The organism is Methylobacterium sp. AC433, from assembly GCF_979253015.1.
The window spans coordinates 337,846-358,527 of record NZ_CEEDBN010000001.1; the positions used below are offsets into that span (position 1 = coordinate 337,846).

The following is a 20,682-nucleotide window of genomic DNA, read 5'->3' on the forward strand; positions in this document are numbered from 1 at the left end:
ATCAGGCGGTCAGGCGCTCGGTGACCGCCCGCAGGGTCAGGGTGGCGCGGGCCTCGCCGCTGGCGGGGTCGCGCCGCACGGCGATGGCCTCCAGGTCGAGCCGCACCAGGGCGTGGCCCGAGAGGGCGAGCGGCGCATCGTGCAGGAGATCGGCGATGCGCTCGGCGGCATCGACCGCGCTGCGGATCGCGCCGGGCCGGGCGAAGACCGTCAGGCCAAGGGCGTGCCGGTGGCGCCGGGCGCCGTCGACGGAATCGTCGCGGATCTCGGCGTCGCCGAACAGGGCGTAGACCGGCGCGCTGCCCCGGGGCGGCTCGTCGGTGAGGCGCAGGGACCCGCCCATCAGCCGCGCCAGGGTCGCGTCGGTGGCGAGGTAGCTCAGGATGGCGGCGCGCAGCGCCAGCAGCGGGCTGGTGGGCGAGGGGGCCAAGCTCATGCGGCGGCCGCGGCGAGGAGTTCCTCGACCTGGCAGACGAGGTCGCGCCGGCGCCCGTCCGGATCGCCGGCGCTGCGCACGGCGAAGCGGCGCGGGCCGCTGGCGAGGCGCATGCCCGCCGTGATCTCGGGCCCGAAGCGGAACCGGACCCGGTGGGTGGGGACCGTCTCGGGCCGGCCGAACCGGACCCGGTCCATCGGGCGCAGGGGCTCGATCGCGCCCCAGAGCAGCGGGCCGGCCTCGAACCGGCGCACCACGCCGCCGAAGCCGTCCGGCGTCTCCAGGGGACGTTCGAGCACGAAGCGGCGGCGCCGCGCGCCGATCGGCACGCGGGTCAGGGGCTGGAGCATGGCGGGGTCTCCCGGGAGAAGGGCGCTAGAGGCGCATCCGCCGCAGCGGCGTGACCAGGGCGGCGAGCGCGGGCGGGGGGACGTCGTCGCGATGCTCGAAGGCATGGGCGACGAGGAGCCGGATCGCCTGGGCGAGCGGCGGCGGAAGCGGCGGCCCGGCCCCGCCATAGCCCGCATCGACCTCGATCAGGGCGGCGCGCCGGTGGAGGGCGGGCACCGCGGGGTCGATGACGAGGGCGGGCGCTTCGAGGCCGTCCTCCCAGAGCCGGACGAGCCCGGCGGCGAGATCGGTGACGGTGCCGCCGGCATCGACGAGGCCCGCCCGCGCCACCGCCACCAGGGGGCTGAGCGGCAGGGGCAACCGGCCGTCGCCGGGCCAGGCGGTGAGCGTCAGGCGATAGCGCCCGGGCACCATGATGCGCCGGGCCGCCAGCTCCACCTGGGCCCGGGCCGCCGCGATCAGGCGCTCCACCAGGGCGTTCTCGGCCCCGCCATCGTCCGGGTCGAGGCGCAGGACGCCCCGCATCTCCGCGAGCGTGACCGGCTCGACGATGGCGCTGTCGACGCGTATCGGGGTCATCGTCGTCTCCGTGTGGGGCCGTCCAGGAAAGGGATCGCGATGGCGCGCAACTTCGGCCGGACCCGCCGCGCGGCGCGGCGCGGCGCCGTGGCGCTGCTGGGGCCTCTGCTGTGCCTGGGGCCGCCGGCCTCCGGGCCGGCCGGTGCGGTGGTGGGCGGCCGCCCCGCCCCCGAGGCGGCGGGCTCGGCCGTGATGGTGCTGTCCTCGAACGGCGGCGTCTGCACCGGCATCGTCGTGGCGGCCGACGCGGTTCTCACCGCCGGCCACTGCGTGGCGGCCCGCGCCGAGCACCGGGTGCACTACAAGGACGAGGCTGGCGCGCCGGTGCTGGCCGAGATCGCCGCCCGCGCGCTCCACCCGGGCTACGATTCCGGCGCGGTGGCCGGGCGCCGCCGCTCGGTCGACCTCGCCCTGGTGCGCCTGGCCAGTCCCCTGCCGTCCCGCTTCGTGCCCGCCGCCCTCAGCGCCGCGATGCCGCGGGCGGGCGAGCGCCTGACCCTGTCGGGCTACGGCGTCGCCGCCGCCGGGGACGCCCGCAGCACCGGGACCTACCGCAGCGTCGAGCTCGACGTGGTCGAGCCCTACGGCCCGAGCCGCATCCTGGTCTGGCTCGCGGCGGGCGCCGGCGGCGCGAGCGCCTGCCAGGGCGATTCCGGCGGACCGATCGGCGCGGGCTCCGCGATCCTCGCCGTCTCCGCCTGGGCCGCCGGCAAGGCCTGCGGCGGCGTCTCCCAGGGCGTCCTCCTCGGGCCGCAGCGCGACTGGATCGACTGCACCCTGTCGGGGTGGCGCACCGCCGCCCGCTGGTCCGGGGCCTGAGCGGGTCTACGGATGGCGAAGGGTCCGCGGAACCAGAGCTTGGCCGAGCCATTGCCTTCCGATACGCTTGATGCCGTTCTCGTCCAGAACATCGCCGGACGCGGGAGAGACACGATGTTGCCGACCGCGCTGCGCAAGGCTGACCCCAACAAGGCTGTGCGCCCCACGACCCCTTCCCCCCGCCGCCTCCAGATCGGAGCGGCGGTGCTGGCCGCGGCTCTCGGCGCGCTGGCGCCCCTGCCGGCCTTCGCGGTGATCAACGGCGAAGTCTCGCGCGACCCCGACGGCCTGCGCGCCTCGGTGGTGCGGATCGAGAGCACCCAGGGCGAGATCTGCTCGGGTACCCTCATCGCCCGCGACCTCGTGCTCACCGCCGCGCACTGCGTCATGCACCAGGCCGGCTACAGCGTGGTGGCGGTCGACCGGGCCTTCCGCCAGCGCCGCATCAACGCGATCGCCTTCGCGATGCATCCCGACTTCGTGCCCGGCACCACGCCGGAGGACCAGCCGGGCATCGACCTCGCGCTGATCAAGCTCGCCGAGCCCCTGAGCGGCGACTTCCAGCCCCTCGATCCCCGCGGCGGCGCCATCAACACCGGCGACGCCGTCGACATCGCGGGCTTCGGCGTGGTCGCCGAGAACCGGCGCAACACCGCCCGCACCCTGCGCCAGGCCCACCTCGTCTCCATCGGCTCGCTCCAGGTCGCCAACCGTGTCACGGTGGTGACCGACCGCCGCCGCATGGCCGAGACGGCCGGCGCCGGCGCCTGCCTCGGGGATTCCGGCGGCCCGATCCTGCGCGGCGGCCCCGGCGGCTACCAGATCGTCGGCGTGGTGAGCTGGTCCAGCGGCGCCATGCGTCAGGACAAGAAGGCCCGCACCGCCTGCGGCGGCTTCACCGCCGTCACCCCCACCGGCGAGCATGCCGGCTGGATCAACGCCCGGGCCGCCGAATTCGCCCGCATGCCCTCCGGCGCCGCCATCGGCGCGACCCGGTCGGACTGGATGGCCAAGCCCGGCCGGAGATAGGCCCGGCCGGAGATAGGCCCGGCCTCAGGCCGGCCGGCTGAAGGTCTGCGCCGCGGCCGGGAAGGCGGCGACCTCCGGCTCGCTGAGGCCGAGATTGGCCGCGAGCAGGTGGCGGGGCGCCTGCGCCAGCCACGCCGAGAGCGAGGTCTCGGTATAGGTGGCGCTGTCGTGCACACCGACGATCTCGGCGGTCTCCGCTCCGATGTTCTCCACCGAATGCCCGCAGGAGCGGGGGAGGTAGGCGCAGTCGCCGGGACCGAGGTCCGCCACCGCCAGGCGCTTGTCCTGGCCGAACAGGGTCACGCGCGTCCGCCCCCGCACGACGTAGTGCCACTCGTTGGCGGCCGGATGCCAGTGCGGCGCGTGGATCGCCCCGGGGGCGAGGGTGAGGAGAAGCCCGGTCATGCCCGACGAGACCGGGAAGGCGCTCGCCGGGGCCACCCGCAGGGCGCTGCCGCCCGCCTCGGCCACCGCACCGGTCTCGGCGATGGCGAAGCGATGCGAGCGCGCCGGCGGCAGCGGCCTCGCCGCGAGGGCGGCCGGGCCGTCGCGCGAGACGACGGGTCCCTGCATGATGTAGGTCTCGCCCGCGGGCATGGCGGCCAGGGTCGCGTCCGGCACGCCGAGGGCGTGGCCCAGCATGGCCGGATCGAAGCGGCTCATCCAGTCGGTCAGCCCGAAGGTGCCGTGCTCGCCGTAGAGGCCGTCGTCGAAGGCCAGGATGGCGTGGCACGGGTCGGCACCGAGCGTCTGGATCGCGTGCGCGTGCCCGGCGGGAAAATACCAGGTGTCCCCGGGCGCGAAATTGACGGTCTCCATCTCGCCCGCGTCGTCGATCACCGTCGCCTGGCAATGGCCGGCGACGATGTAGCCCCACTCGGCGGAGGCGTGCCAGTGCATCTCGCGCACCCCACCCGGATTGAGGAACAGGTGCGCGCCCGCGATTCCCGTGGCGATGGGAAGCTGCCGGGTGGTGACGTCGCGGGCCCAGCCGCCGGAGGTCGCCTTGATCGGGCCGGTATCGAGCGAGGCCGTGAAGGCGGGCGCCGCCCCGGGCTTGCGCGGAATCGTGCGCAGGAAGGTGGAGGCCGGGGCGACGTCGGCCCCGGCGGCATGGCCGTCGTCCAGGGCGAAGGACGGGCTCGCCGCCAAGCCGCCCCCGGCCGCGAGTACTCCGAGGAAGAAACGGCGATTGGTCTGGTCCATCGAGGCCCCCTGCGCTGACGGGCGCCGCATCGCGGCCGGTTGACGTCCACCGGTGCGCCCGGTCGGGAGGTCAGCACCCCGGTCCGGCCGGGGCATCATGCATTTGATGGATGCATCGGCGGGTTTGCCGACGAGCGCAGACGCCGGCACCCGCCCGCATCCCCGGGGCGGGTGCCCCCGGGCCCGAAGGCCCGGAGGCTGTCCGCTCACGCCGAGAAGGACAGGAGCTTGATCGCGTCGAAGTCCTGCACGCCGCCGCCGACGCGCTTGGTGGTGTAGAACAGCACGTAGGGCTTGGCCGAGTAGGGGTCGCGCAGCACCCGCAGGCCGGCGCGGTCCACCACGAGGTAGCCCCGGCGGAAATCGCCGAAGGCGACCGAGAGGCTGTTCGCCGCCGCGTTGGGCATCGCCTCAGCCTCGGCCACCGGGAAGCCCATCAGGGTCGCGGCGGTGCCCGCGGCCAGGGGCGGCTGCCACAGGTAGTTGCCGTCCGCGTCCTTGAACTTGCGGATCGTGCTCTGCAGGCGCCGGTTCATCACGAAGGTGGCGTTCTGGCGGTAGCCCGCCCGCAGGCCGTAGACGAGGTCGAACAGCACGTCCGAGGGGTTGGCCGCCGGGAAGGCGCCGGCGGCGCCCGTCGACACGGTCCCGATCTTGCCCGGCACCCAGGCGGTGTTCGCCACCAGGTCGTAGGTCAGGAATCCGCGCGGGCGGCTCGACCCGTTGCCGGTGACGAAGGCGATGCCCTCCTGCTCGGCGAAGCTCGTCTCGACCTCGTCGGCGAGCCAGGAATCGATGTCGACGACCGCGTCGTCGAGGAGCGTCTGGGTCGCCGCCGGCATGGCGTAGAGCTCCATCGCCGGGAAGGTCAGCTCGGTCAGGACCGGCGAGTCGGTCTGCGCCCGCGGCGCGGTCTCGCCGACCCAGCCCGCGATCGCGTCGCGCACCGAGACCGCGCGCTTGTACTGCCCGCTGGAAATGACCCGCACGGTGGCGAGGGACCGGATCGGCGACAGGTTGGCGAGCCGCGTCAGCACCATCCGCTCGACCTCGGCCGGCACGAGGTAGCCGCCGTCCGGGCCGGAGCCGGCCGAGAGGGCCTTCTCCTCCAGCCGCTTGAGACCGCCGCTCTCGCCGGCCCGGACATAGAGGTCGAAGGCGGCCTTGTGCTCGATGCCGGCGCCGTCGCGCGGGGCCGCGTCACGCCCCGGGAAGCCGCCGGCCCCCAGGGGCGGCCGGCGGCCCTCGAGGGTGAGGCGGTCGAGGCGGGTGCGCGCCGTGTCGAGGGCGGCGTCGATGCGGGCGAGCTTCTCCTCGGTCAGCACGTCGCCGGGGGCGCGGCCCTCGATCGCGGCCAGCCGCGCGTCGTTGGTCTCCTTGAACGCCTCGAAGGCGCGGGCGAGTTCGGCCATGGCGCTGCCCACCGCCGGATCGTTCGGCGCCGGGTCATGCGGGGCGCGGCCGGCGGCCTTGTCCTCCAGGGGCGGCAGGGCGCCCTTCACCTCGGGGGCGCGCGGTGCGGTGGCGTGGGTCTCGAACGGGACGGGGACGGTCATGCGAACCTCGCGGAGCGGGCGGGACGAATGGCGGCGGGCCGGAACCCGGGCCGGGTGGAGGGGGAAGCCGCGCGCCGGGGCGGCGCCATGCGGTGGGCCAGGGCCCGGATGTCCTGCGCCAGGGCGGTGCCCGCCGGGCAGGCCGCTGCCGGGGCCTGGGCGCCGGCCTGGGCCGGGGCGGCGATCCGCGCGCCCGTCTGGAGCGGGAAGGTGACCAGGGAGATCTCCCACAGGTCGATCGCCTCCAGCCGGCGCAGACCGCCGCGCTGGGGCTGCGCCCGCACCGTGCGGAAGCCGATGGAGAGCCCGTCGAGGCCGCCCTCGCCGAGGAGGGCATCGAGCTCGCGGGCGCGGCGGACGGCGAGGTTGAGCTGGCCCGCCACGCGCAGGCCGCGGGCATCCTCCCGCAGGGAGAGCCAGCGCCCCACGGGCTCGGCCGGATCGTGCTGCCAGAGCATCCGCACTCCCGCGACGCCCCGCGCCGCGAGGCTCTGCCCGAAGGCGCCCGGCGCCACCACGTCGCGCCCGAGATCGGGCACGCCGAACAGGCTGGCATAGCCGCTGAAATGGCCGTCCATGGGAGACTCCGGTGACAGGGGCGGTGACAGGCGGCCAAGTTCGGGATATTCTCTCGGCTCCCAAGGATATCCGGAGGCGTCGATGCCGCTCTACATCAAGGACGATCGCACGGCGGTGCTGGTCGCCCGTCTGGCCGAGACAGCCGGGGTGACGAAATCGGAGGCGGTCCGTCGCGCCGTCTCGGCCGAGCTCGCCCGGATCACACCGGCCGTCCCCCTGCGCGAGCGCTTCGCCACCCTCCGCGCCCGCCACCCGCTTCCGGCTCCCACCGGCGAGCCCGCCGACAAGGCCTTCTTCGACGATCTGAGCGGCGCGTGACGATCTTCGTTGACGCCTCGGCCCTGATCGCCATCATCACCGGCGAACCGGAGGCCGATGCCCTGAGCGACCGGCTCGAGGCCGATGCGGACCGCCTGTGCTCCGCCCTTTCGGTCTGGGAGACGGTGGCGGGTCTGGTCCGCAGCTACGCCTTCACGGTGGAGGCGGCCCGGGCGCAGGTGCGCCTCTATCTGGAGGCCGGCGCCATCCGCTTCGTGCCCCTCGGCGAAGCCGAGGCCGATCTCGCCATCGCGGCCTATGACCGGTTCGGAAAGGGCCGGCATCCGGCTGCCCTGAACATGGGCGATTGCCACGCCTATGCCTGCGCGCGGGCGCACGGGGCGACCCTCCTCTACAAGGGCGACGACTTCGCGCGGACCGATCTCGCTCACCCGACGGGCGCCGGCCCGTAACCCACCGCCGCGCGCTTCTCCGCCTCGGTGAGGAAATCCGCGGCCTGGACCCGGCGCCACAGGCTCTCGCGCTCGGGGGCCAGGGCCTCGATGGCGTCGAGGTCGGGCTCCAGGCGGGCGGGGCCGAAGGCCGGCTCCAGCCACTGGGCCAGGGCCTCGGCGGTGCGCCGCACCAGGGGGATCACGGTCTGGCGGTAGAAGGCCCGGTTGGCCTCGGCGTAGTTGGCGTGGGTGTTGTCGCCGGGCAGGCCCAGCAGCAGGGGCGGCACCCCGAAGGCCAGCGCGATCTCGCGGGCGGCCCCGCTCTTGGCCTCGACGAAATCCATGTCCTTGGGCGAGAGCGCCAGGGGCTTCCAATCGAGCCCGCCCTCCAGGAGCAGGGGCCGGCCGGCATTGCCGGCGCCCTGGTAGTTCGCCTCGAGCTCGCCCTTGAGCCGGGTGAATTGCGCGTCGCTCAGGGTGGAGCCGCTCTGGGTCGCGAAGACCAGGGCGCCGGAGGGGCGCGCCGCGTTGTCGAGCAGCGCCTTGTTCCAGGCGCCCGCCGCGTTGTGGATGTCGAGGGCGACGGCCGCCGCCTCCATCGGCGAGAGGCCGTAATGGTCGTCGGTGGGGTGGAACAGGGTGAGGTGGAGGATCGGCGGCACGCCGTCCCCGCCCTGGTCGAAGCGCAGGGTGCGGCCGCCCACCGCGTAGTCGTAGGCCGCCGGCCAGCCGTCGGGGCCGGGGACCACCCGCATCCGGTCGGGGCGCAGGGCGTGCAGCTCGCGGGGCACGCCGTCGAGGCCGCTCGCCTGGAGGTAGGCGTTCCCCGAGACCATCAGGTGCCCGTAGAGCGCTTCGAGCAGGGCCGCCCCGCCCTGGCGGGGGTTCGGCCGGGCCAGCAGCGCCTCCAGGGGATGCGCTCCGGCGGCGCCCGTCCCCACCAGCCCGAGCGGCAGGGCGGCGGCGGCCTCGGCCACCAGGCGCACGGCCCGGTGGACGATGGCGTTGCGCTGGAAGCCCTCGCGGGCCAGCGCCCCGATGTCGCGCGGGGTCCAGCTGGCCCGGCCCTCGCCGTAGAAGGCGACGCCGATTCCCGCGAGGGGCGCGGCCTTGGTGTCGGGGGCCGCGGGCGCGGCCCGGCGCACGAGCCGGGAGAGGAGGTTCGCCATCGGGGCCTCGCTGGAGGAACGGATCGGTCGGTGGAGCGCCTAGAGGCGCCGGATGCGCGGCTCGGGGCCGCCGCGCAGGAGGAGGTGCGTCAGCGCCCAGACCAGGGCGTCGAGGCGGTCCGGCGAGGCGCCGGAGGAGAGGCCGTCCGGCCCGAAATCGCAGAGCTCGTCCTCCAGCGCCGGCAGGGCGCCGACATGGTGGACGCGCCCCTGCGCGTAGAGCATCGAGACCGGCTCGGCCCGCAGGTACTTGCCGCGCGTGGCCCGCACGGGGGTCACCGGCACCGCGGCGTCGACCTGGTGCAGGACGGCGCTCGCCATCTCGCCGCCCTGGTTGACCTCGACCACGAGGCTGTCGGCCGCGAGGCGGTGGTAGAGCGCCAGCGCCGCCGAGGCCCAGGCCTCGGGGGCGGCCCGGGCCAGAGTGGCGTCGGCCAGCACGTAGGCGTGGCCGGCGGCGTCGAGGCCGGCGGCGACGATCCCGCAGGCATCCGCCCCGGCCTTCGAGGAGGCCGGCGGGTCCACCGCCACGACGATGCGGCGCAGGTCCGCCGGCGCCGCCGGGACGCGGGCCGCCTCCAGGCGGTCGCGGGTCCAGAGGGCGTCGGCGCGGTCCTCGATCAATTCGCCGTCGAGTTCCTGGCGCCCGAGGCGGGTGCCGCTGTAGCGCCCCACCACCGCCTCGAGGAAGGCGGGCGCGAGGTGGGCGGCGTTGTCGGCGGTGCGGGCGCGGCTGATGACGGTCCGCGGATCCGCCAGGATCCGCCGCAGCAGCGGGATCGGCCGCGGCGTGGTGGTGACGAGGCCGCGCGGCCGGTGCCCGAGGCGCAGGCCGAACTGGATCATGTCCCAGGCGGCCTCGGCATAGCGCCACTTGGCGATCTCGTCCGACCAGGCCGCCCCGAATTGCGGCCCGCGCAGGGAATCCGGCTCCTCGGCCGAGAAGGCGAGGCCGACCGCGCCGTTGTCCCATTCGAGGCGCCGGCGCGAGGGCGACCAGCGCGGCCGCCGCCCCGGCAGCCCGAGGAGGCCGGAGGGTCCCTCCACCATGACGTCGCGCACATCCGCGAAGGTCTCGCCCACGAGGGCGATGCGCCCGACCGGCCGGGCCGTGAAGGCCGGGTCGCCGAGCGCCAGCGCGCGGACCCACTCGGCCCCCGTGCGGGTCTTGCCCGCGCCGCGCCCGCCGATCACCGCCCAGGTGGTCCAGTCCGGCAGGGCCGGGCAGGGCGGAAGCTGGTCGGCCCGGGCCGCCAGGAGCCAGTCAGTCGCCAGGGCCCGGATCTGGGAGGGCGGCAGGCTCGCCAGCAGGGCCGGCATCCGCCCGCTCGCCGCCGAGCGCCTCAGCGCGGCGCGCGATCTCCGCGCGCAGGGCGGGCAGATCGCCGGCGGACAGATCGTCGCCCGGCCGGCCGCTCCCGTCGCCGTCGCCGCGGGAATCCGACCCATCGCGTCCTCCTCGCCCGTCATCCGTGGTCTCGTCGAGGAGGCGCTTCAGCCCGCCGAGGTCGCGCAGGACGCGGGCACTGTCGAAGGCCGGGGCGCCCGCCGCCCTGTTCAGCGCCGCGTCGAAATGCAGGATCTGCCGGGCGATCTGCGCCCGGAGCGCCGCCCGCATCCGGCGGGGATCGGCGTCCCGCCCCAGGGCGCGCCCGACCTCGCCGGGCCGGCGCCCCTCCAGGCCGCACTGGGCGAACAGGGCCTCGGCCCGGTGCCGGGCCACGCCCAGCGCCAGGGCGAGGTCGCCGATGTCGATCCAATCCTCCCGGTAGAGCCGCGCCACCGCCGCCCGCCGCGCCGGCTTCCAGCGCTCGGGGGTGAAGGCCGTCGCCGCGGCCGGGCGCCAGCCGAAGCGCTTGTTCCAGGTCCGGATGGTGGTGACCCGCACGCCGGTCTCGGCCGCGATCGCGGTGACGGGCCGCTGGGTGTCGCGCATGGCCGTCGCGACGGCATCCCGGATCGACGCGACGATCGGCACGAGCTTCGCCAAGGCCGCCTCCCTCGCCACTCACACTTCCTGAGCGTGCCCTCTTGATACCTCAGGAGCGTCGCGCTGTCAAACATAAAATCCTATTTAATGATTTTATTCGTAGATCCAGCCGCCCCTTCGTCCCCAACGCAACCGGTGAACCTTCCGAAGACGGCGGCATCGCAGCGCCGTGCAGCGACGCGACCTCGAGTGTCTTCCTGAGAACGCCGCAGGTATTTGCTGGCCTCGGTACGGTATCCGACCCCGGTTATCGCCCGGGAGATCTTGGGGCGAACGCTTCCGATGACTGCTCGCGACGGCAACGCGATCTTAGCACTTTGTCAGCACGATCCCGGTTCCGATCGGCCGCTTCTTGTCTGGGTCTTCCGTTGTCACGCCCGCGCACGTTGAACATGGAGCGTCCGACCCATCTCTCGGGCGTGATCACTGTCTTCAGTGTGGCGGTCGTGGTCGTTCTCTGCGCCATGACCGGCGGCGTCGTCCTGAACATGCGCGAGCATGCCTGGAGCCAGGCCACCCTCACCTCGGAGACCCTCCTCCGCAGTGCCGAGCGCACCCTCGACCGCGACATCGAGCTCTACGACCTCTCGCTCCAGGCCGTCGTCGACAGGCTGCAATCGCCGGAGCTGGAGGGCATTTCCCCGGAGGTCCGGCGGCTCGCGCTCTTCGATCGGGCCTCCACGGCACCGGGTTTCGGCTCCATCTTCGTTCTGGACGCGCACGGACAGGCCTACGTCGATTCCAGCTCGGTCGTTCCGCGGCCCCTGAACGCGTCGGACCGCCGCTACTTCCAGGTCCATCGGGACCGTTCGGATCTCGGCCTGCATCTCGGCCGGCCGATGCGGTCCAGCGTGAGCGGCCAGTTCGTGCTCCCGCTGAGCCGCCGCGTCAGCTACGCGGACGGGTCGTTCGCCGGCGTCGTCATCGGAACCATCGAGGTCGCCTACTTCACGGAGATCTTCCGCCGCCTCAACACCGAGGCGACGGCCGCCATCAACCTCTTCCACGACGAGGGGATCCTGATCGTCCGAACACCGGCCGACTCGCTCGTGCCCGGCCGCGACATGTCCGCCGCGGCAAGCGTCCAGCGCTTCATCCGGGAGGAGGCGGGCCAGCTGATCGCGTCGTCGGCCATGGACGGCGTCGACCGCCTGTACACCTTCAAGCGCGTCGGACGCTGGCCGCTGCGCATCAACGTGGCCCTCAGCGTCGCCTCGATCACCGAGGCCTGGCGGCCCAAGGCCCTCGCCCTCGCCCTCGTCCTGGTCTCGATGTGTGCCGGCACGAGCGTCCTGTCGGTCTTCCTCCACCGGGAGCTTCGCCGCCGGATGAGCGCGGAGGACGCCGCCGAGGGGACGCGCCTCGAACTCGTCCGCCTCGCCAGCACCGATGCCCTGACGGGGCTGGCCAACCGCCGGCAGTTCGACGAGGCGCTGGCGGCGGGCCGCGCGGATGCCCGGCCGGACGCGATGGCGCTGCTGCTGTTCGATACCGACCGGTTCAAGCGCTACAACGACCTGTACGGTCACCTGGCGGGCGACCGGGTGCTGAAGGCCATCGCCGCAACCCTGATGCGGGAGGCCCGCGCCACGGGCGGCCTCGCATGCCGGATCGGCGGCGAGGAATTCGCGCTGATCCTCTCTCCGGCGACCGAGGCGGAGGCCGTCGCCTGCGCCGACCGCGTCCGCCGGGCCATCGAATCGGAGGGGATTCCCCATGCCGGGCAGGACCACGGCGTCGTCACCGTCAGCGGCGGCGTCGTGCACGCCGCGCACGGTCCCGGCCTGACGACGGAGGCGTGGTTCGAGGCCGCGGACGTCGCCCTGTACGAGGCCAAGCGGCAGGGCCGCAACCGGGTGCTGGTCGCGGGCGCGCCGGGCGAGGGGACCCTGGCGGGCGAGCCGGCCTCTGCGGCGGCCGCCGGGGCCTCCGGCCGTCTCCCGGAAGGCGATGCCGAGGGCGAGTTGCAGCGCATCCTGAAGCGCTACAAGGCCCTGATCGATGCCAGCGCCTCGACGGTCTGGCGGGCCTGCCCGGACGGCCGCATCATCGACAGCGGGGACTGGGAGCGCCAGACGGGCCAGGCCCAGGAGGCCGCCGGCGGCGACGGCTGGCTCGACGTCGTCCATCCCGAGGACCGCGCCCATGCGCTGTCGGCCTGGCGCCGGATCACGGCATCGGCGGAGACCGGCGTCGCCGAGTACCGGGCCCGCCACGCGGCCGGCGGCTACCGCTGGATCTCGGCCCGCGCCGTCCCGCTGAAGGACGAGACCGGCCGGATCGTCGAGTGGGTCGGCGTCGCGACGGATATCCACGAGGCGCGCCAGGCCACGGAAGCGCTGCGCATCCAGGAGGAGCGCCATCGCCTCGCCGTGCTCGCGACCCGCGACGCCATCTGGGACTGGGACCTGGCGACGGACGAGACCCAGTGGAGCGAGGCCGGCCCGCATCTCTTCGGGCAGGGCGATTCCGGAAGCGACCAGGGCGGCGAATCGTGGGCCGGCCGGATCCACCCGGACGACCGGGCCCGCGTCCTGGCCTCCGTCCAGGACGCCGTCGGCGGACGGGACAGCCGGTGGGACGAGGCGTACCGCTTCCTGCGCGTCGACGACACCTACGCGGAGGTGATCGACCGGGGCTTCATCATCCGGGACGAGGCCGGGCGCGCCCTGCGCATGGTCGGGGCGATGCACGACGTCACTCAGCAGCGCGAGGCCAATTCCGCCCTGCGAAGCAGCGAGGAGCGCCTGCGCCTGGCGCTCCAGGCGGGGCGCATGGTCGCCTGGGAGCGGGACATGAGGACGGGGTTGGCCACCCGCTCCGCCAACTCGGTCGCCCTCCTGGGCATCGGCTCGGGGTCGATCGCGCTGCTGATCGACCAGGTCCACCCGGCCGATCGGCCGCAGGTCGAGAACTTCGTCGCCTATGGCGGGACCGCGCACGCGGTCGAGTTCCGGTATCGCCATCCCGCGGGGCCGCTGATGTGGCTCATCATGCGGGCCGACCGGGTCACGGACGACCGGATCGTGGGCATCACCTTCGACATCACGGACCGCAAGCGCGCCGAGGAGCATGCCTGGTCGGTCGCCCATCACGACGGCCTCACGGGCCTCGCCAACCGCGGCTTCTTCCTGCAGCAGCTCGAGGCGGCGCTGACGGAGGCGGAGCGGGCGGGGTCGTGCGTCGGCCTGCTGCTGATCGACCTCGACGGCTTCAAGGACGTGAACGAGACCCTGGGTCACGACGTCGGGGATGCGGTGCTCGTCGAGGTCGCCCGGCGCCTGTGGGCCGGCCTCGGCCCTCGGGATGCGGTGGCGCGCCTCGGCGGCGACGAGTTCGCTCTGCTCCTGACCGATCCGCCGGGGCTCGCGCAGATGGTCCGGTTCGCATCGACGCTGCTGGAGCGCCTTCACGAGCCCCTGACCTATCGGGGGCAGACGCTCGCCTGCAAGGCCAGCATCGGCATCACCGCGTTTCCCGACCATCACCGCGATGGCCTCGAACTGCTCAAGGACGCGGATATCGCGCTCTACCGGGCCAAGGCGTCGGGCCGGAACCGCGCCGTCCTGTTCGATCCGTCCATGCGCGCCGAGACCGAACGGCGCGTCGGCCTCATCGCGGAAATCCGCGCCGGGATCGAGGCCGGCGAGTTCCTGCCCTTCTATCAGCCCAAGGTCTGCCTGCGGACCGGGGCCTTGGTCGGCTTCGAGGCGCTGGCGCGCTGGCAGCATCCGACCCGGGGCCTGGTCACACCCGGCTATTTCTGGCCGGTCTTCGAGGATCCCGAACTCGCGACGGCCCTGGGCGATTGCCTGCTCCGGCAGGTCGCCGCCGACATGCGGGCCTGGCTCGGGGATGCCCTCGCCTTCGGTCGCGTCGCGGTGAACTTCGCCTCCGCCGAGTTCCGGCGGGCGGACCTCGCCGGGCATGTCCTCGACGTCCTGGATCAGTTCGAGGTCCCGGCCGCCGCCTTCGAACTGGAGATCACCGAGACCGTCTTCCTCGGGCAGGGCTCCCAGTGCGTTCCGCAGACGCTCCAGCGCCTGCGCGACGCGGGCGTGCTGGTGACCCTCGACGATTTCGGGACGGGCTTCGCGTCCCTGACCCATCTGAAGCAGTTCCCGGTGGGCCACATCAAGGTGGACCAGAGCTTCGTGCGCAACATGGAGAAGGACCGGGACGACGCCGCCATCGTGGCGGCGGTGATCGGCCTCGGGCACAGCCTGGGTCTCCAGGTCACGGCGGAAGGCATCGAGACCCTGGGACAGGCGGAGCAGCTGGTCCGGATGGGGTGCGACTACGCGCAGGGCTATCTCTACGCGAAGCCGATGATCGGCACGCGCATCCCCTGGTTCGTGCAGAACTGGAGCGGCGCCGCGCCGGCGTCCCGCGCGGCGCAACGGGCCTCCGCGTGAGGCCGGCCCGCCGCCCGGACCCTCCGGGCGTCGCGCCGGACGCTCGCCGACGGCCCGCCGCCGCGCCGCGCGATCCCCTCCGCGCGGGATCGGGCGCCGGAATCGGCGGCCCGGCCCGCTCCCCGCCGCCGCATGTTCGGCGCGTGCATGTTCGGCGCGTGGTAGAGATCCGACGTTTGATGCCCGACCCGGAACATTCGAGAAGAGTGGGGAGCGGTCCTTGGCCTCTCGCCTCGAAGCGGACGCTCCGTCACCGACCCGATGTTGGCGTCCGAGCGTGTTTCGGGGCGCCTCGAAAGCGGTCGTTTTTCGATGGACCTCGTTTGAGGCGGTACGCCTCCGGTTCCAAGTGCGACTGGATCAGGGCTTCGATGCGCCGCTTGAACCTGGGATCAGTCGACTGAAATGCCGTGAGCTGATCTTTGCAAGGTCGAGTCCTCGACGGAGGTCCTCCCAAGGGATCTGGATCCGATGTCACATTAGGCTGTCGCGCTTCGTCACTCTCGTGAACCAATCACGCGAGGAGCGCGCGATGAGCAAAACCATACCGGTGCTGGCCGGATTTCTTGGTGCAGGCATGGTCGGCAACGGCATCTTCATGCTCGTCTCACCCGAAGCATGGTACTTCGCGGTGCCGGGCGTGACCTCCACGGGTCCGTTCAATCAGCACTTTCTGCGCGACATCGGTCTGATCTTCGTACTGATCGGATTGGGGTTTGCATTCGGGGCCCTGAGATCCGGCTCGCGGACGCTGCTCTGGAGCATGGGGGCGATCTGGCTCTCGGGCCATGCGCTGTTCCACGTCTGGGAGGTTGCTGTCGGCATCTGTGGCCCAGAGGTCCTGCCCCGCGACTTTCCTGCGGTGACACTTCCTGCGCTGATCGCGGTCGCCCTCAGCATCTGGTCGGTTCGCCATGCCGAGCCTTGACGATCCGACCCTCGTCTTCGAACAGGAGCGCGCGCGTCTCGTCCGGCTCGCCTACCGCATGCTCGGGTCCGTCGGTGAAGCGGAGGACGTCGTACAGGACGCCTGGCTGCGCTGGCGGCACGTCGACCATGCCGAAGTCGTTTCGCCCGGAGCCTTTCTGTCTCGGACCGTCACGCGGCTCTGCCTGGACGTGATGAAATCCGCCCGTGCACGCCGCGAGACCTATGTCGGGACCTGGCTGCCCGAGCCCGTCGCTCTGCCGCCCGATGAAGACGTGGCCGACGACATGACGCTGACGCTGATGCTCGCCTTGGAGAGGCTTTCGCCGCTGGAGCGGGCCGCATTCCTCCTGCACGATGTGTTCGCAGTTCCCCTCGACGAAGTGGCAACGACCCTCGGACGCGAGCCGCCGGCCGTTCGGCAACTCGCATCACGGGCCAGGAAGCACGTCCAGTCGGCTCGCCCGCGCTTCCCGGTGGCGCGCGACGAGGGTGCGCGCATCGCGAAAGCCTTCTTCGAAGCCTCCGCGACGGGCAACGTCGCGGCACTCCGCGCGATGCTGGCTGCCTCCGTCACCGTGCATTCCGATGGAGGCGGCAAGGTCCTCGCCTTCCCGAGGCCGATCATCGGCATCGACAAGGTCACGCGGATGCTGGAAGGCGTCGCCCGGAAGGCGTGGATCCAGGGCGCCCGGAAGCTGCAGGATCTCTGGATCGACGGACTGCCGGGCTATCTCAGTCTGGAGCCGGGCGGGACGCTGCAGACGGTTGCCCTCGATATCCAGGGCGGACTGATCGTCGGCATCTACTTCACCCGCAACCCGGACAAGCTCGCGCGTCTGGCCGAGCCGTTCGGCGGGACGGTGGGGACGAAGGCGCCGCGATAAGCATCAGCGTCGCCGCGCGATCGCCAACTCCTTCCGGCAGGCCGCCGAGAAGGCGCAGAGCGGGTCGAGTTCGCTTGCGTGGCGGATGTCCGCGAAGGCCGCGAGATCCTTGTTCGGGGCGAAGTAGGTCTCGCCGATGCGCTGCATGACGCGCTCGGCCTCGTTGAGCGTCTCCGGCTCCCCGAAGAGCCGGATCTTGTTCACGATGGCATAGAGGTTCACCAGCTTGGCCGGGTCGTCGAGATCATGCCGGAAGGCGTCGCCGAACAGGGTCGACGCTTCCCGGATGAACTCGCCGTAGAGCGCCTCACGGCGTGCACGGTCCTGGACGAGCAGGGTCGCGCGCTCCTGGCTATGCTGCGTCAGCCAGGTCGTCGCGAAGGACGCCATGGCGCCGATGGCCGATCCCGCCAGGGCGGACAGCGCCGAGATGTAGGCCGCATCCATCGGCGGGAAGCCTCAGCTGGCGCGCTTCGGCTGTGTCGCCAGCCAGTCGCCGTAGCGCCGCTGCGAGAGCCATGCGTCTTCGTCCGGTGTCAGCCAGCGGTCTTCGAGGACGACACCGAAGTAAGGTGCCGTATCGTCCCGGATGACCTCACGCGTCTCGCCGAGGCCGTCGAAATGACGCCTCATCAGCTCGTCCATCGGCAGCCTCTCAGGGCCGGCGATCTCGATCATGCCGTTTCGAGGTGGGGCAAGGGCGGCCTCGGCGACCTTCGAAGCGACATCGGCCGAAGCGATGGGCTGGATCGAGGCGGACGTCGCACGCGCGATGCCGTCGACGATTGCGGCTGCGGCAATCGTGGCGACGAACTCGAAGAACTGGGTGGCGCGCACCACGGTCCAGGGCACGCCGGCCGAGGCGACCAACTCCTCTTGCGCGAGCTTGGCGCGAAAGTAGCCGCTGTCGAGCAGGCGCTCGGTACCCACGACCGAAAGGGCGACGTGGTGCGAAACGCCCGCGGCCTTCTCGGCCTCGGCCAGGTTCTGTCCGGCGCGGACGAAGAAATCCATAACCGCGTCGTCGGCGAAGGAGGGTGAGTTGGCGACGTCGACCACGACATTCGCGCCCCGCAGGGCTTCCGCGAGACCCTCTCCCGTCACGGCGTTCACCCCCGTATTGGGCGAGGCCGCCAGCACCTCATTGCCAGGAGTTTTTAGGGCGGAAACAACCTGCGAGCCGATCAGCCCGGTGCCGCCGATGACAACGATCTTCATGTGACGCTCCATCTCAACCACAGTCCCGGCGGGACCGTCACGGTCATGACGAGAAGCGCCCCTCGCAATGTGACATTGGCGCGGAAAATCGATGCGCTCGACTTGGGCCTGCGAAGGCATGACCTTCTGGGATGCTTGGGACGAGGGCGGTCCCAAAAAAGGCGGTTCCCGTTCGAATCTGCTCGGACGGCTCACGACCTTACGAAAGCGCATCCCCGGGACAGATTCCGGGGATGAACGGGTCTTGACGAGGGAGCCGTGCACGACCTCGGGTTCGACCAGGGACCGCGTCAGCACGGTCCCCATGCACTCAGTAGTCCCAGAACACAGGAACCCACCGAAAAGCGTCGCCATCGACCGCGACCCGACCGACCGACGGGAACGGCAGATGCGTGGCGATCAGCTGCTCGCCGGATGCCGCCAGTTCCCGTAGGAGCCGAACGCGAACGCGCGCCGCCTCTTCGGGATCATGTTCGAAACCATTGTGCCAGTCGGGGTGCTCAAACCCGACCGAGAACACGGCGTCGCCGGCGAAGGTCAGCCGGTCGCCGCCGGATGCCAGGCGGACCACACTGTGCCCCGGCGTGTGGCCGCCGGTGCGACGGACGATCACCCCCGGCGCGACCTCATGCTCCTCGTCGAACAGCCGCAACTGACCGCGGTACTCTTGCGCAAACCGTTTGGCGGCTGCGCGAAGCGCATCGGGGAACCCCTCTGGCATGTCTACGTGAGCGAAATCCGGCGCTTCCCAGAACTTGACCTCGGAAGCCGCCACGTGGATCCGCAGGTCCGGGCGGAGCCGCTCCTTCACGCCGTCGACGAGGAGCCCGCCGACATGGTCCATGTGCATGTGGGTCAGCACCACATCAGTCACAGACGCGAGGTCAATTCCAACGGCGTCCAACCGCCTGATCAGTTGACCTGCCCGCGGCAGGTTTAGGTTCGGATCCAGCCCCAACCCGGCGTCGATGAGGATGGTCTGATCGCCACTGCGGACCACAACCACGTTCAACGACCAGTCGAACGCGTCCTGAGGCAGGAACATGTCGTTCAGCCAAGCCGCCCTTAGGGCCGGTTCGACGTTGTGTCCCAACATCTTGGTCGGGAGCGGCAACACGCCATCGCTGACGACCAGCACGTCGATCTCACCGACGCGTACCGCGTAACGCGAGGGCACCAACTCCTCACCCCCTTCGCGCGGAGGGCCGGCATATGCCGGATCGGTTCGGCCGGCATAGGCCGATACTATATCAGTCATCGTCATCCCTCTCGTGGGACGCGCGTAGATCCGTCTCAGCAGGATCGCGAAACGCACGTCATGTCCAAGGGACGAGACTAGGTAGGCAGGTGTGACATGAGCGGCGGAAAATCGAGGCTATCGCTCCTGGATGATCGTTTTCTCATTTAGAGCTTCCTCGAGCGAGCAGCCTCGTTCAAGCCCGTCTCAGTCGTCTGAAGCTGCTTCACCACGAGCCTGAGGGCGGACCTTCCAAGGTTCCGCAAACGATCGTGGGCGGATGGTCTCGACCGTCCGACTTCCATCGCTAGGATGTCCGGAATCGGGCGAGGAACGGGAAGGACACGGGGGCGATGAGTACGGACAGCCTGACGGCGCATGGCGTCTTCGACGTGGCGGAGCAGGCCGCGCGCCTGCCCGAGAGCTGCGACACCATGGTGGCGGATCACCGCTTCACCGACGATCCGGCGGCGAGCGCCCGGGTGTTCCGGGTCTACTACCCGACGCCGCCGCATAGCCACGCCTCGTGCGACGAGTACCTCTACGTCCTGTCCGGGCGCTGCCTGATGAAGTTCGGCGACGAGGCGCCGGTGGAGGTGGGCCCCGGCAAGCTGGTGTTCTTCAAGCGCGGGGTCGTGCACTCGGTGCCGGAGATCCTCGAGCAGCCGATGGTGTTCCTCTCCGTCGACACCCCGCGGCGCGAGCCCCGCGACATCCGCTTCGTCGCCGACGGCACGGGCACGCCCGACACCTTCATGCGGCAATCGTGAGCGGCGGGTGCCCGGGGGCCGGGCCTACTCGACCTTCTCGTTGGGGTAGACGCCCCAGAGCCGGTCCTGCCGGATGTAGCCGTCGACGTCGCCGCGCCGCTGGGGCATCGCCACGATGATCCGGCACCAGGCGCCGGTGCAGGTCTTGACGCTGCCGATGACGCCGGCCTGGAGGCGCGCCTCCTCGCCGGAGGCCTCGTCGGCCCTGGCGTAGAGCGGCACCGGCGCCTTGTCGCCTCCCTTGTCACCCCCCTTGCCGGCGGTGACGATGGAGGTGCGCCGGCCCGAGAGCAGCGAGTGCAGCACCCAGCCCTCGGTGCCCTCCGAATCGCGGATGCGGCGCCAGGTCTCGAACTCGGCCACGATCTCCACCGGCAGGCCGGCGCGCTGGAACACCCAGAGGGTGCGGTGGTCCTTCGAGGGGCCCTCGCGCAGGTTGACCCGGTCGGTCTTCAGGCTGGCGTAGCGCGGCAGCGGCAGCTTCGTCACCGGCCCCAGGGCCACGTCGGGCGAGGCCCCCGGCGCCGGGGCGGCCGCGGCGGCGCCGGCCGACAGGAGGGTCGCGAGGGTGAGGAGCAGGGCAGGCGCGCGCATCGTCCGATGATCCTTCACGCTCTCCGGAGCGGGGGTCGCCGAAGGCTGGCGGCCGGCCCCGGCGTGCATTGTGTTCCGCGGCCTCTCTGGTAGAGAGGCCTTGAGGGTCGAGAGGACCTCGGGATCGTGGCCTTCCGGCCGCCGGCCCGGTCGTCTCGAATGTCTTGACCGGTGCGTGGTTAACGCACGGTAAGCCTGCGGCGTCGC

General features: G+C 72.1%; 21 protein-coding genes. 8 read left to right on the forward strand and 13 right to left on the reverse strand.

Annotated elements, in window-relative coordinates:
• Position 1: 1 nt before the first annotated feature.
• From AC0IWM_RS01640 to AC0IWM_RS01650, 3 genes are read right to left on the reverse strand one after another with little or no spacing between them, the layout of a single operon-like run.
• Positions 2 to 436, reverse strand: coding sequence for a DUF3168 domain-containing protein (locus tag AC0IWM_RS01640; protein ID WP_471752771.1), 435 nt, complete (start codon positions 434 to 436; stop codon positions 2 to 4).
• Positions 433 to 786: a head-tail adaptor protein gene (locus tag AC0IWM_RS01645; protein ID WP_471752772.1), complete on the reverse strand. Its 354-nt coding sequence runs from the start codon at positions 784 to 786 to the stop codon at positions 433 to 435. The genes AC0IWM_RS01640 and AC0IWM_RS01645 overlap by 4 nt, the downstream gene beginning before the upstream one ends.
• A 25-nt stretch (positions 787 to 811) precedes the next feature.
• Positions 812 to 1,366, reverse strand: coding sequence for a head-tail connector protein (locus tag AC0IWM_RS01650; protein ID WP_471752773.1), 555 nt, complete (start codon positions 1,364 to 1,366; stop codon positions 812 to 814).
• Positions 1,367 to 1,405: 39 nt separating this feature from the next.
• On the opposite strand from AC0IWM_RS01650, the gene AC0IWM_RS01655 reads away from it, so the two are divergent.
• Positions 1,406 to 2,185 carry a trypsin-like serine protease gene (locus AC0IWM_RS01655; protein WP_471752774.1) on the forward strand — a complete coding sequence of 260 codons (780 nt, stop codon included), beginning with the start codon at positions 1,406 to 1,408 and terminating at the stop codon, positions 2,183 to 2,185.
• 114 nt (positions 2,186 to 2,299) lie between these two features.
• Positions 2,300 to 3,214 (forward strand): S1 family peptidase, encoded by a 915-nt coding sequence (locus tag AC0IWM_RS01660; RefSeq protein WP_471752775.1) that lies wholly within the window; start codon positions 2,300 to 2,302, stop codon positions 3,212 to 3,214.
• 24 nt (positions 3,215 to 3,238) lie between these two features.
• Here AC0IWM_RS01660 and AC0IWM_RS01665 read toward each other — a convergent pair whose 3' ends face one another.
• The 3 genes from AC0IWM_RS01665 to AC0IWM_RS01675 form a co-directional block, all read right to left on the reverse strand.
• Positions 3,239 to 4,420 carry a cupin domain-containing protein gene (locus tag AC0IWM_RS01665; protein ID WP_471752776.1) on the reverse strand — a complete coding sequence of 394 codons (1,182 nt, stop codon included), beginning with the start codon at positions 4,418 to 4,420 and terminating at the stop codon, positions 3,239 to 3,241.
• A gap of 206 nt (positions 4,421 to 4,626) precedes the next feature.
• Positions 4,627 to 5,976, reverse strand: a complete 1,350-nt coding sequence (locus AC0IWM_RS01670) for a phage major capsid protein (protein ID WP_471752777.1) — start codon at positions 5,974 to 5,976, stop codon at positions 4,627 to 4,629.
• Positions 5,973 to 6,554, reverse strand: coding sequence for an HK97 family phage prohead protease (locus tag AC0IWM_RS01675; RefSeq protein WP_471752778.1), 582 nt, complete (start codon positions 6,552 to 6,554; stop codon positions 5,973 to 5,975). Before AC0IWM_RS01675 ends, AC0IWM_RS01670 begins: the two co-directional genes overlap by 4 nt.
• 82 nt (positions 6,555 to 6,636) lie before the next feature.
• Here AC0IWM_RS01675 and AC0IWM_RS01680 point away from each other — a divergent pair, with 82 nt between their 5' ends.
• Together AC0IWM_RS01680 and AC0IWM_RS01685 are read left to right on the forward strand one after the other, a co-directional pair.
• Positions 6,637 to 6,873: a type II toxin-antitoxin system VapB family antitoxin gene (locus AC0IWM_RS01680; RefSeq protein ID WP_056471498.1), complete on the forward strand. Its 237-nt coding sequence runs from the start codon at positions 6,637 to 6,639 to the stop codon at positions 6,871 to 6,873.
• A gap of 2 nt (positions 6,874 to 6,875) precedes the next feature.
• Complete coding sequence (locus AC0IWM_RS01685) at positions 6,876 to 7,286, forward strand: type II toxin-antitoxin system VapC family toxin (protein ID WP_471753091.1); 411 nt, start codon at positions 6,876 to 6,878, stop codon at positions 7,284 to 7,286.
• Here AC0IWM_RS01685 and AC0IWM_RS01690 read toward each other — a convergent pair.
• Genes AC0IWM_RS01690 through AC0IWM_RS01700 form a run of 3 tightly spaced genes read right to left on the reverse strand, consistent with a single transcriptional unit; the run spans position 7,262 to position 10,427 of the window.
• Positions 7,262 to 8,437, reverse strand: coding sequence for a phage portal protein (locus AC0IWM_RS01690; RefSeq protein ID WP_471752779.1), 1,176 nt, complete (start codon positions 8,435 to 8,437; stop codon positions 7,262 to 7,264). The genes AC0IWM_RS01685 and AC0IWM_RS01690 overlap by 25 nt on opposite strands.
• 39 nt (positions 8,438 to 8,476) lie before the next feature.
• The gene (locus AC0IWM_RS01695) at positions 8,477 to 9,757 is read right to left on the reverse strand and encodes a DNA-packaging protein (RefSeq protein WP_056471490.1); all 1,281 of its coding nucleotides are present in this window, start codon (positions 9,755 to 9,757) and stop codon (positions 8,477 to 8,479) included.
• Positions 9,702 to 10,427 (reverse strand): hypothetical protein, encoded by a 726-nt coding sequence (locus AC0IWM_RS01700; RefSeq protein ID WP_471752780.1) that lies wholly within the window; start codon positions 10,425 to 10,427, stop codon positions 9,702 to 9,704. Before AC0IWM_RS01700 ends, AC0IWM_RS01695 begins: the two co-directional genes overlap by 56 nt.
• A 392-nt stretch (positions 10,428 to 10,819) precedes the next feature.
• Here AC0IWM_RS01700 and AC0IWM_RS01705 point away from each other — a divergent pair, with 392 nt between their 5' ends.
• The 3 genes from AC0IWM_RS01705 to AC0IWM_RS01715 all read left to right on the forward strand — a co-directional run bounded on the left by AC0IWM_RS01705 (position 10,820) and on the right by AC0IWM_RS01715 (position 16,656).
• Complete coding sequence (locus tag AC0IWM_RS01705) at positions 10,820 to 14,842, forward strand: diguanylate cyclase domain-containing protein (RefSeq protein ID WP_471752781.1); 4,023 nt, start codon at positions 10,820 to 10,822, stop codon at positions 14,840 to 14,842.
• Positions 14,843 to 15,374: 532 nt separating this feature from the next.
• Positions 15,375 to 15,770 (forward strand): hypothetical protein, encoded by a 396-nt coding sequence (locus AC0IWM_RS01710; RefSeq protein WP_471752782.1) that lies wholly within the window; start codon positions 15,375 to 15,377, stop codon positions 15,768 to 15,770.
• Positions 15,757 to 16,656 (forward strand): sigma-70 family RNA polymerase sigma factor, encoded by a 900-nt coding sequence (locus tag AC0IWM_RS01715; RefSeq protein ID WP_471752783.1) that lies wholly within the window; start codon positions 15,757 to 15,759, stop codon positions 16,654 to 16,656. The genes AC0IWM_RS01710 and AC0IWM_RS01715 overlap by 14 nt, the downstream gene beginning before the upstream one ends.
• A gap of 3 nt (positions 16,657 to 16,659) precedes the next feature.
• Here AC0IWM_RS01715 and AC0IWM_RS01720 read toward each other — a convergent pair whose 3' ends face one another.
• The 3 genes from AC0IWM_RS01720 to AC0IWM_RS01730 all read right to left on the reverse strand — a co-directional run bounded on the left by AC0IWM_RS01720 (position 16,660) and on the right by AC0IWM_RS01730 (position 19,132).
• The gene (locus AC0IWM_RS01720) at positions 16,660 to 17,103 is read right to left on the reverse strand and encodes a hypothetical protein (protein WP_471752784.1); all 444 of its coding nucleotides are present in this window, start codon (positions 17,101 to 17,103) and stop codon (positions 16,660 to 16,662) included.
• Between the two features lie 12 nt (positions 17,104 to 17,115).
• Positions 17,116 to 17,874, reverse strand: coding sequence for an SDR family oxidoreductase (locus tag AC0IWM_RS01725; protein ID WP_471752785.1), 759 nt, complete (start codon positions 17,872 to 17,874; stop codon positions 17,116 to 17,118).
• A 310-nt stretch (positions 17,875 to 18,184) separates the two neighbouring features.
• Complete coding sequence (locus AC0IWM_RS01730; protein ID WP_471753092.1) at positions 18,185 to 19,132, reverse strand: MBL fold metallo-hydrolase; 948 nt, start codon at positions 19,130 to 19,132, stop codon at positions 18,185 to 18,187.
• Positions 19,133 to 19,464: 332 nt separating this feature from the next.
• Between AC0IWM_RS01730 and AC0IWM_RS01735 the strand changes: the two genes are divergently transcribed.
• On the forward strand, positions 19,465 to 19,881 hold the full coding sequence (locus tag AC0IWM_RS01735; RefSeq protein ID WP_471752786.1) for a cupin domain-containing protein: 417 nt from the start codon (positions 19,465 to 19,467) through the stop codon (positions 19,879 to 19,881).
• A gap of 24 nt (positions 19,882 to 19,905) precedes the next feature.
• Here AC0IWM_RS01735 and AC0IWM_RS01740 read toward each other — a convergent pair whose 3' ends face one another.
• Positions 19,906 to 20,475, reverse strand: a complete 570-nt coding sequence (locus AC0IWM_RS01740; RefSeq protein ID WP_471752787.1) for an SH3 domain-containing protein — start codon at positions 20,473 to 20,475, stop codon at positions 19,906 to 19,908.
• Between the last annotated feature and the right edge of the window lie 207 nt (positions 20,476 to 20,682).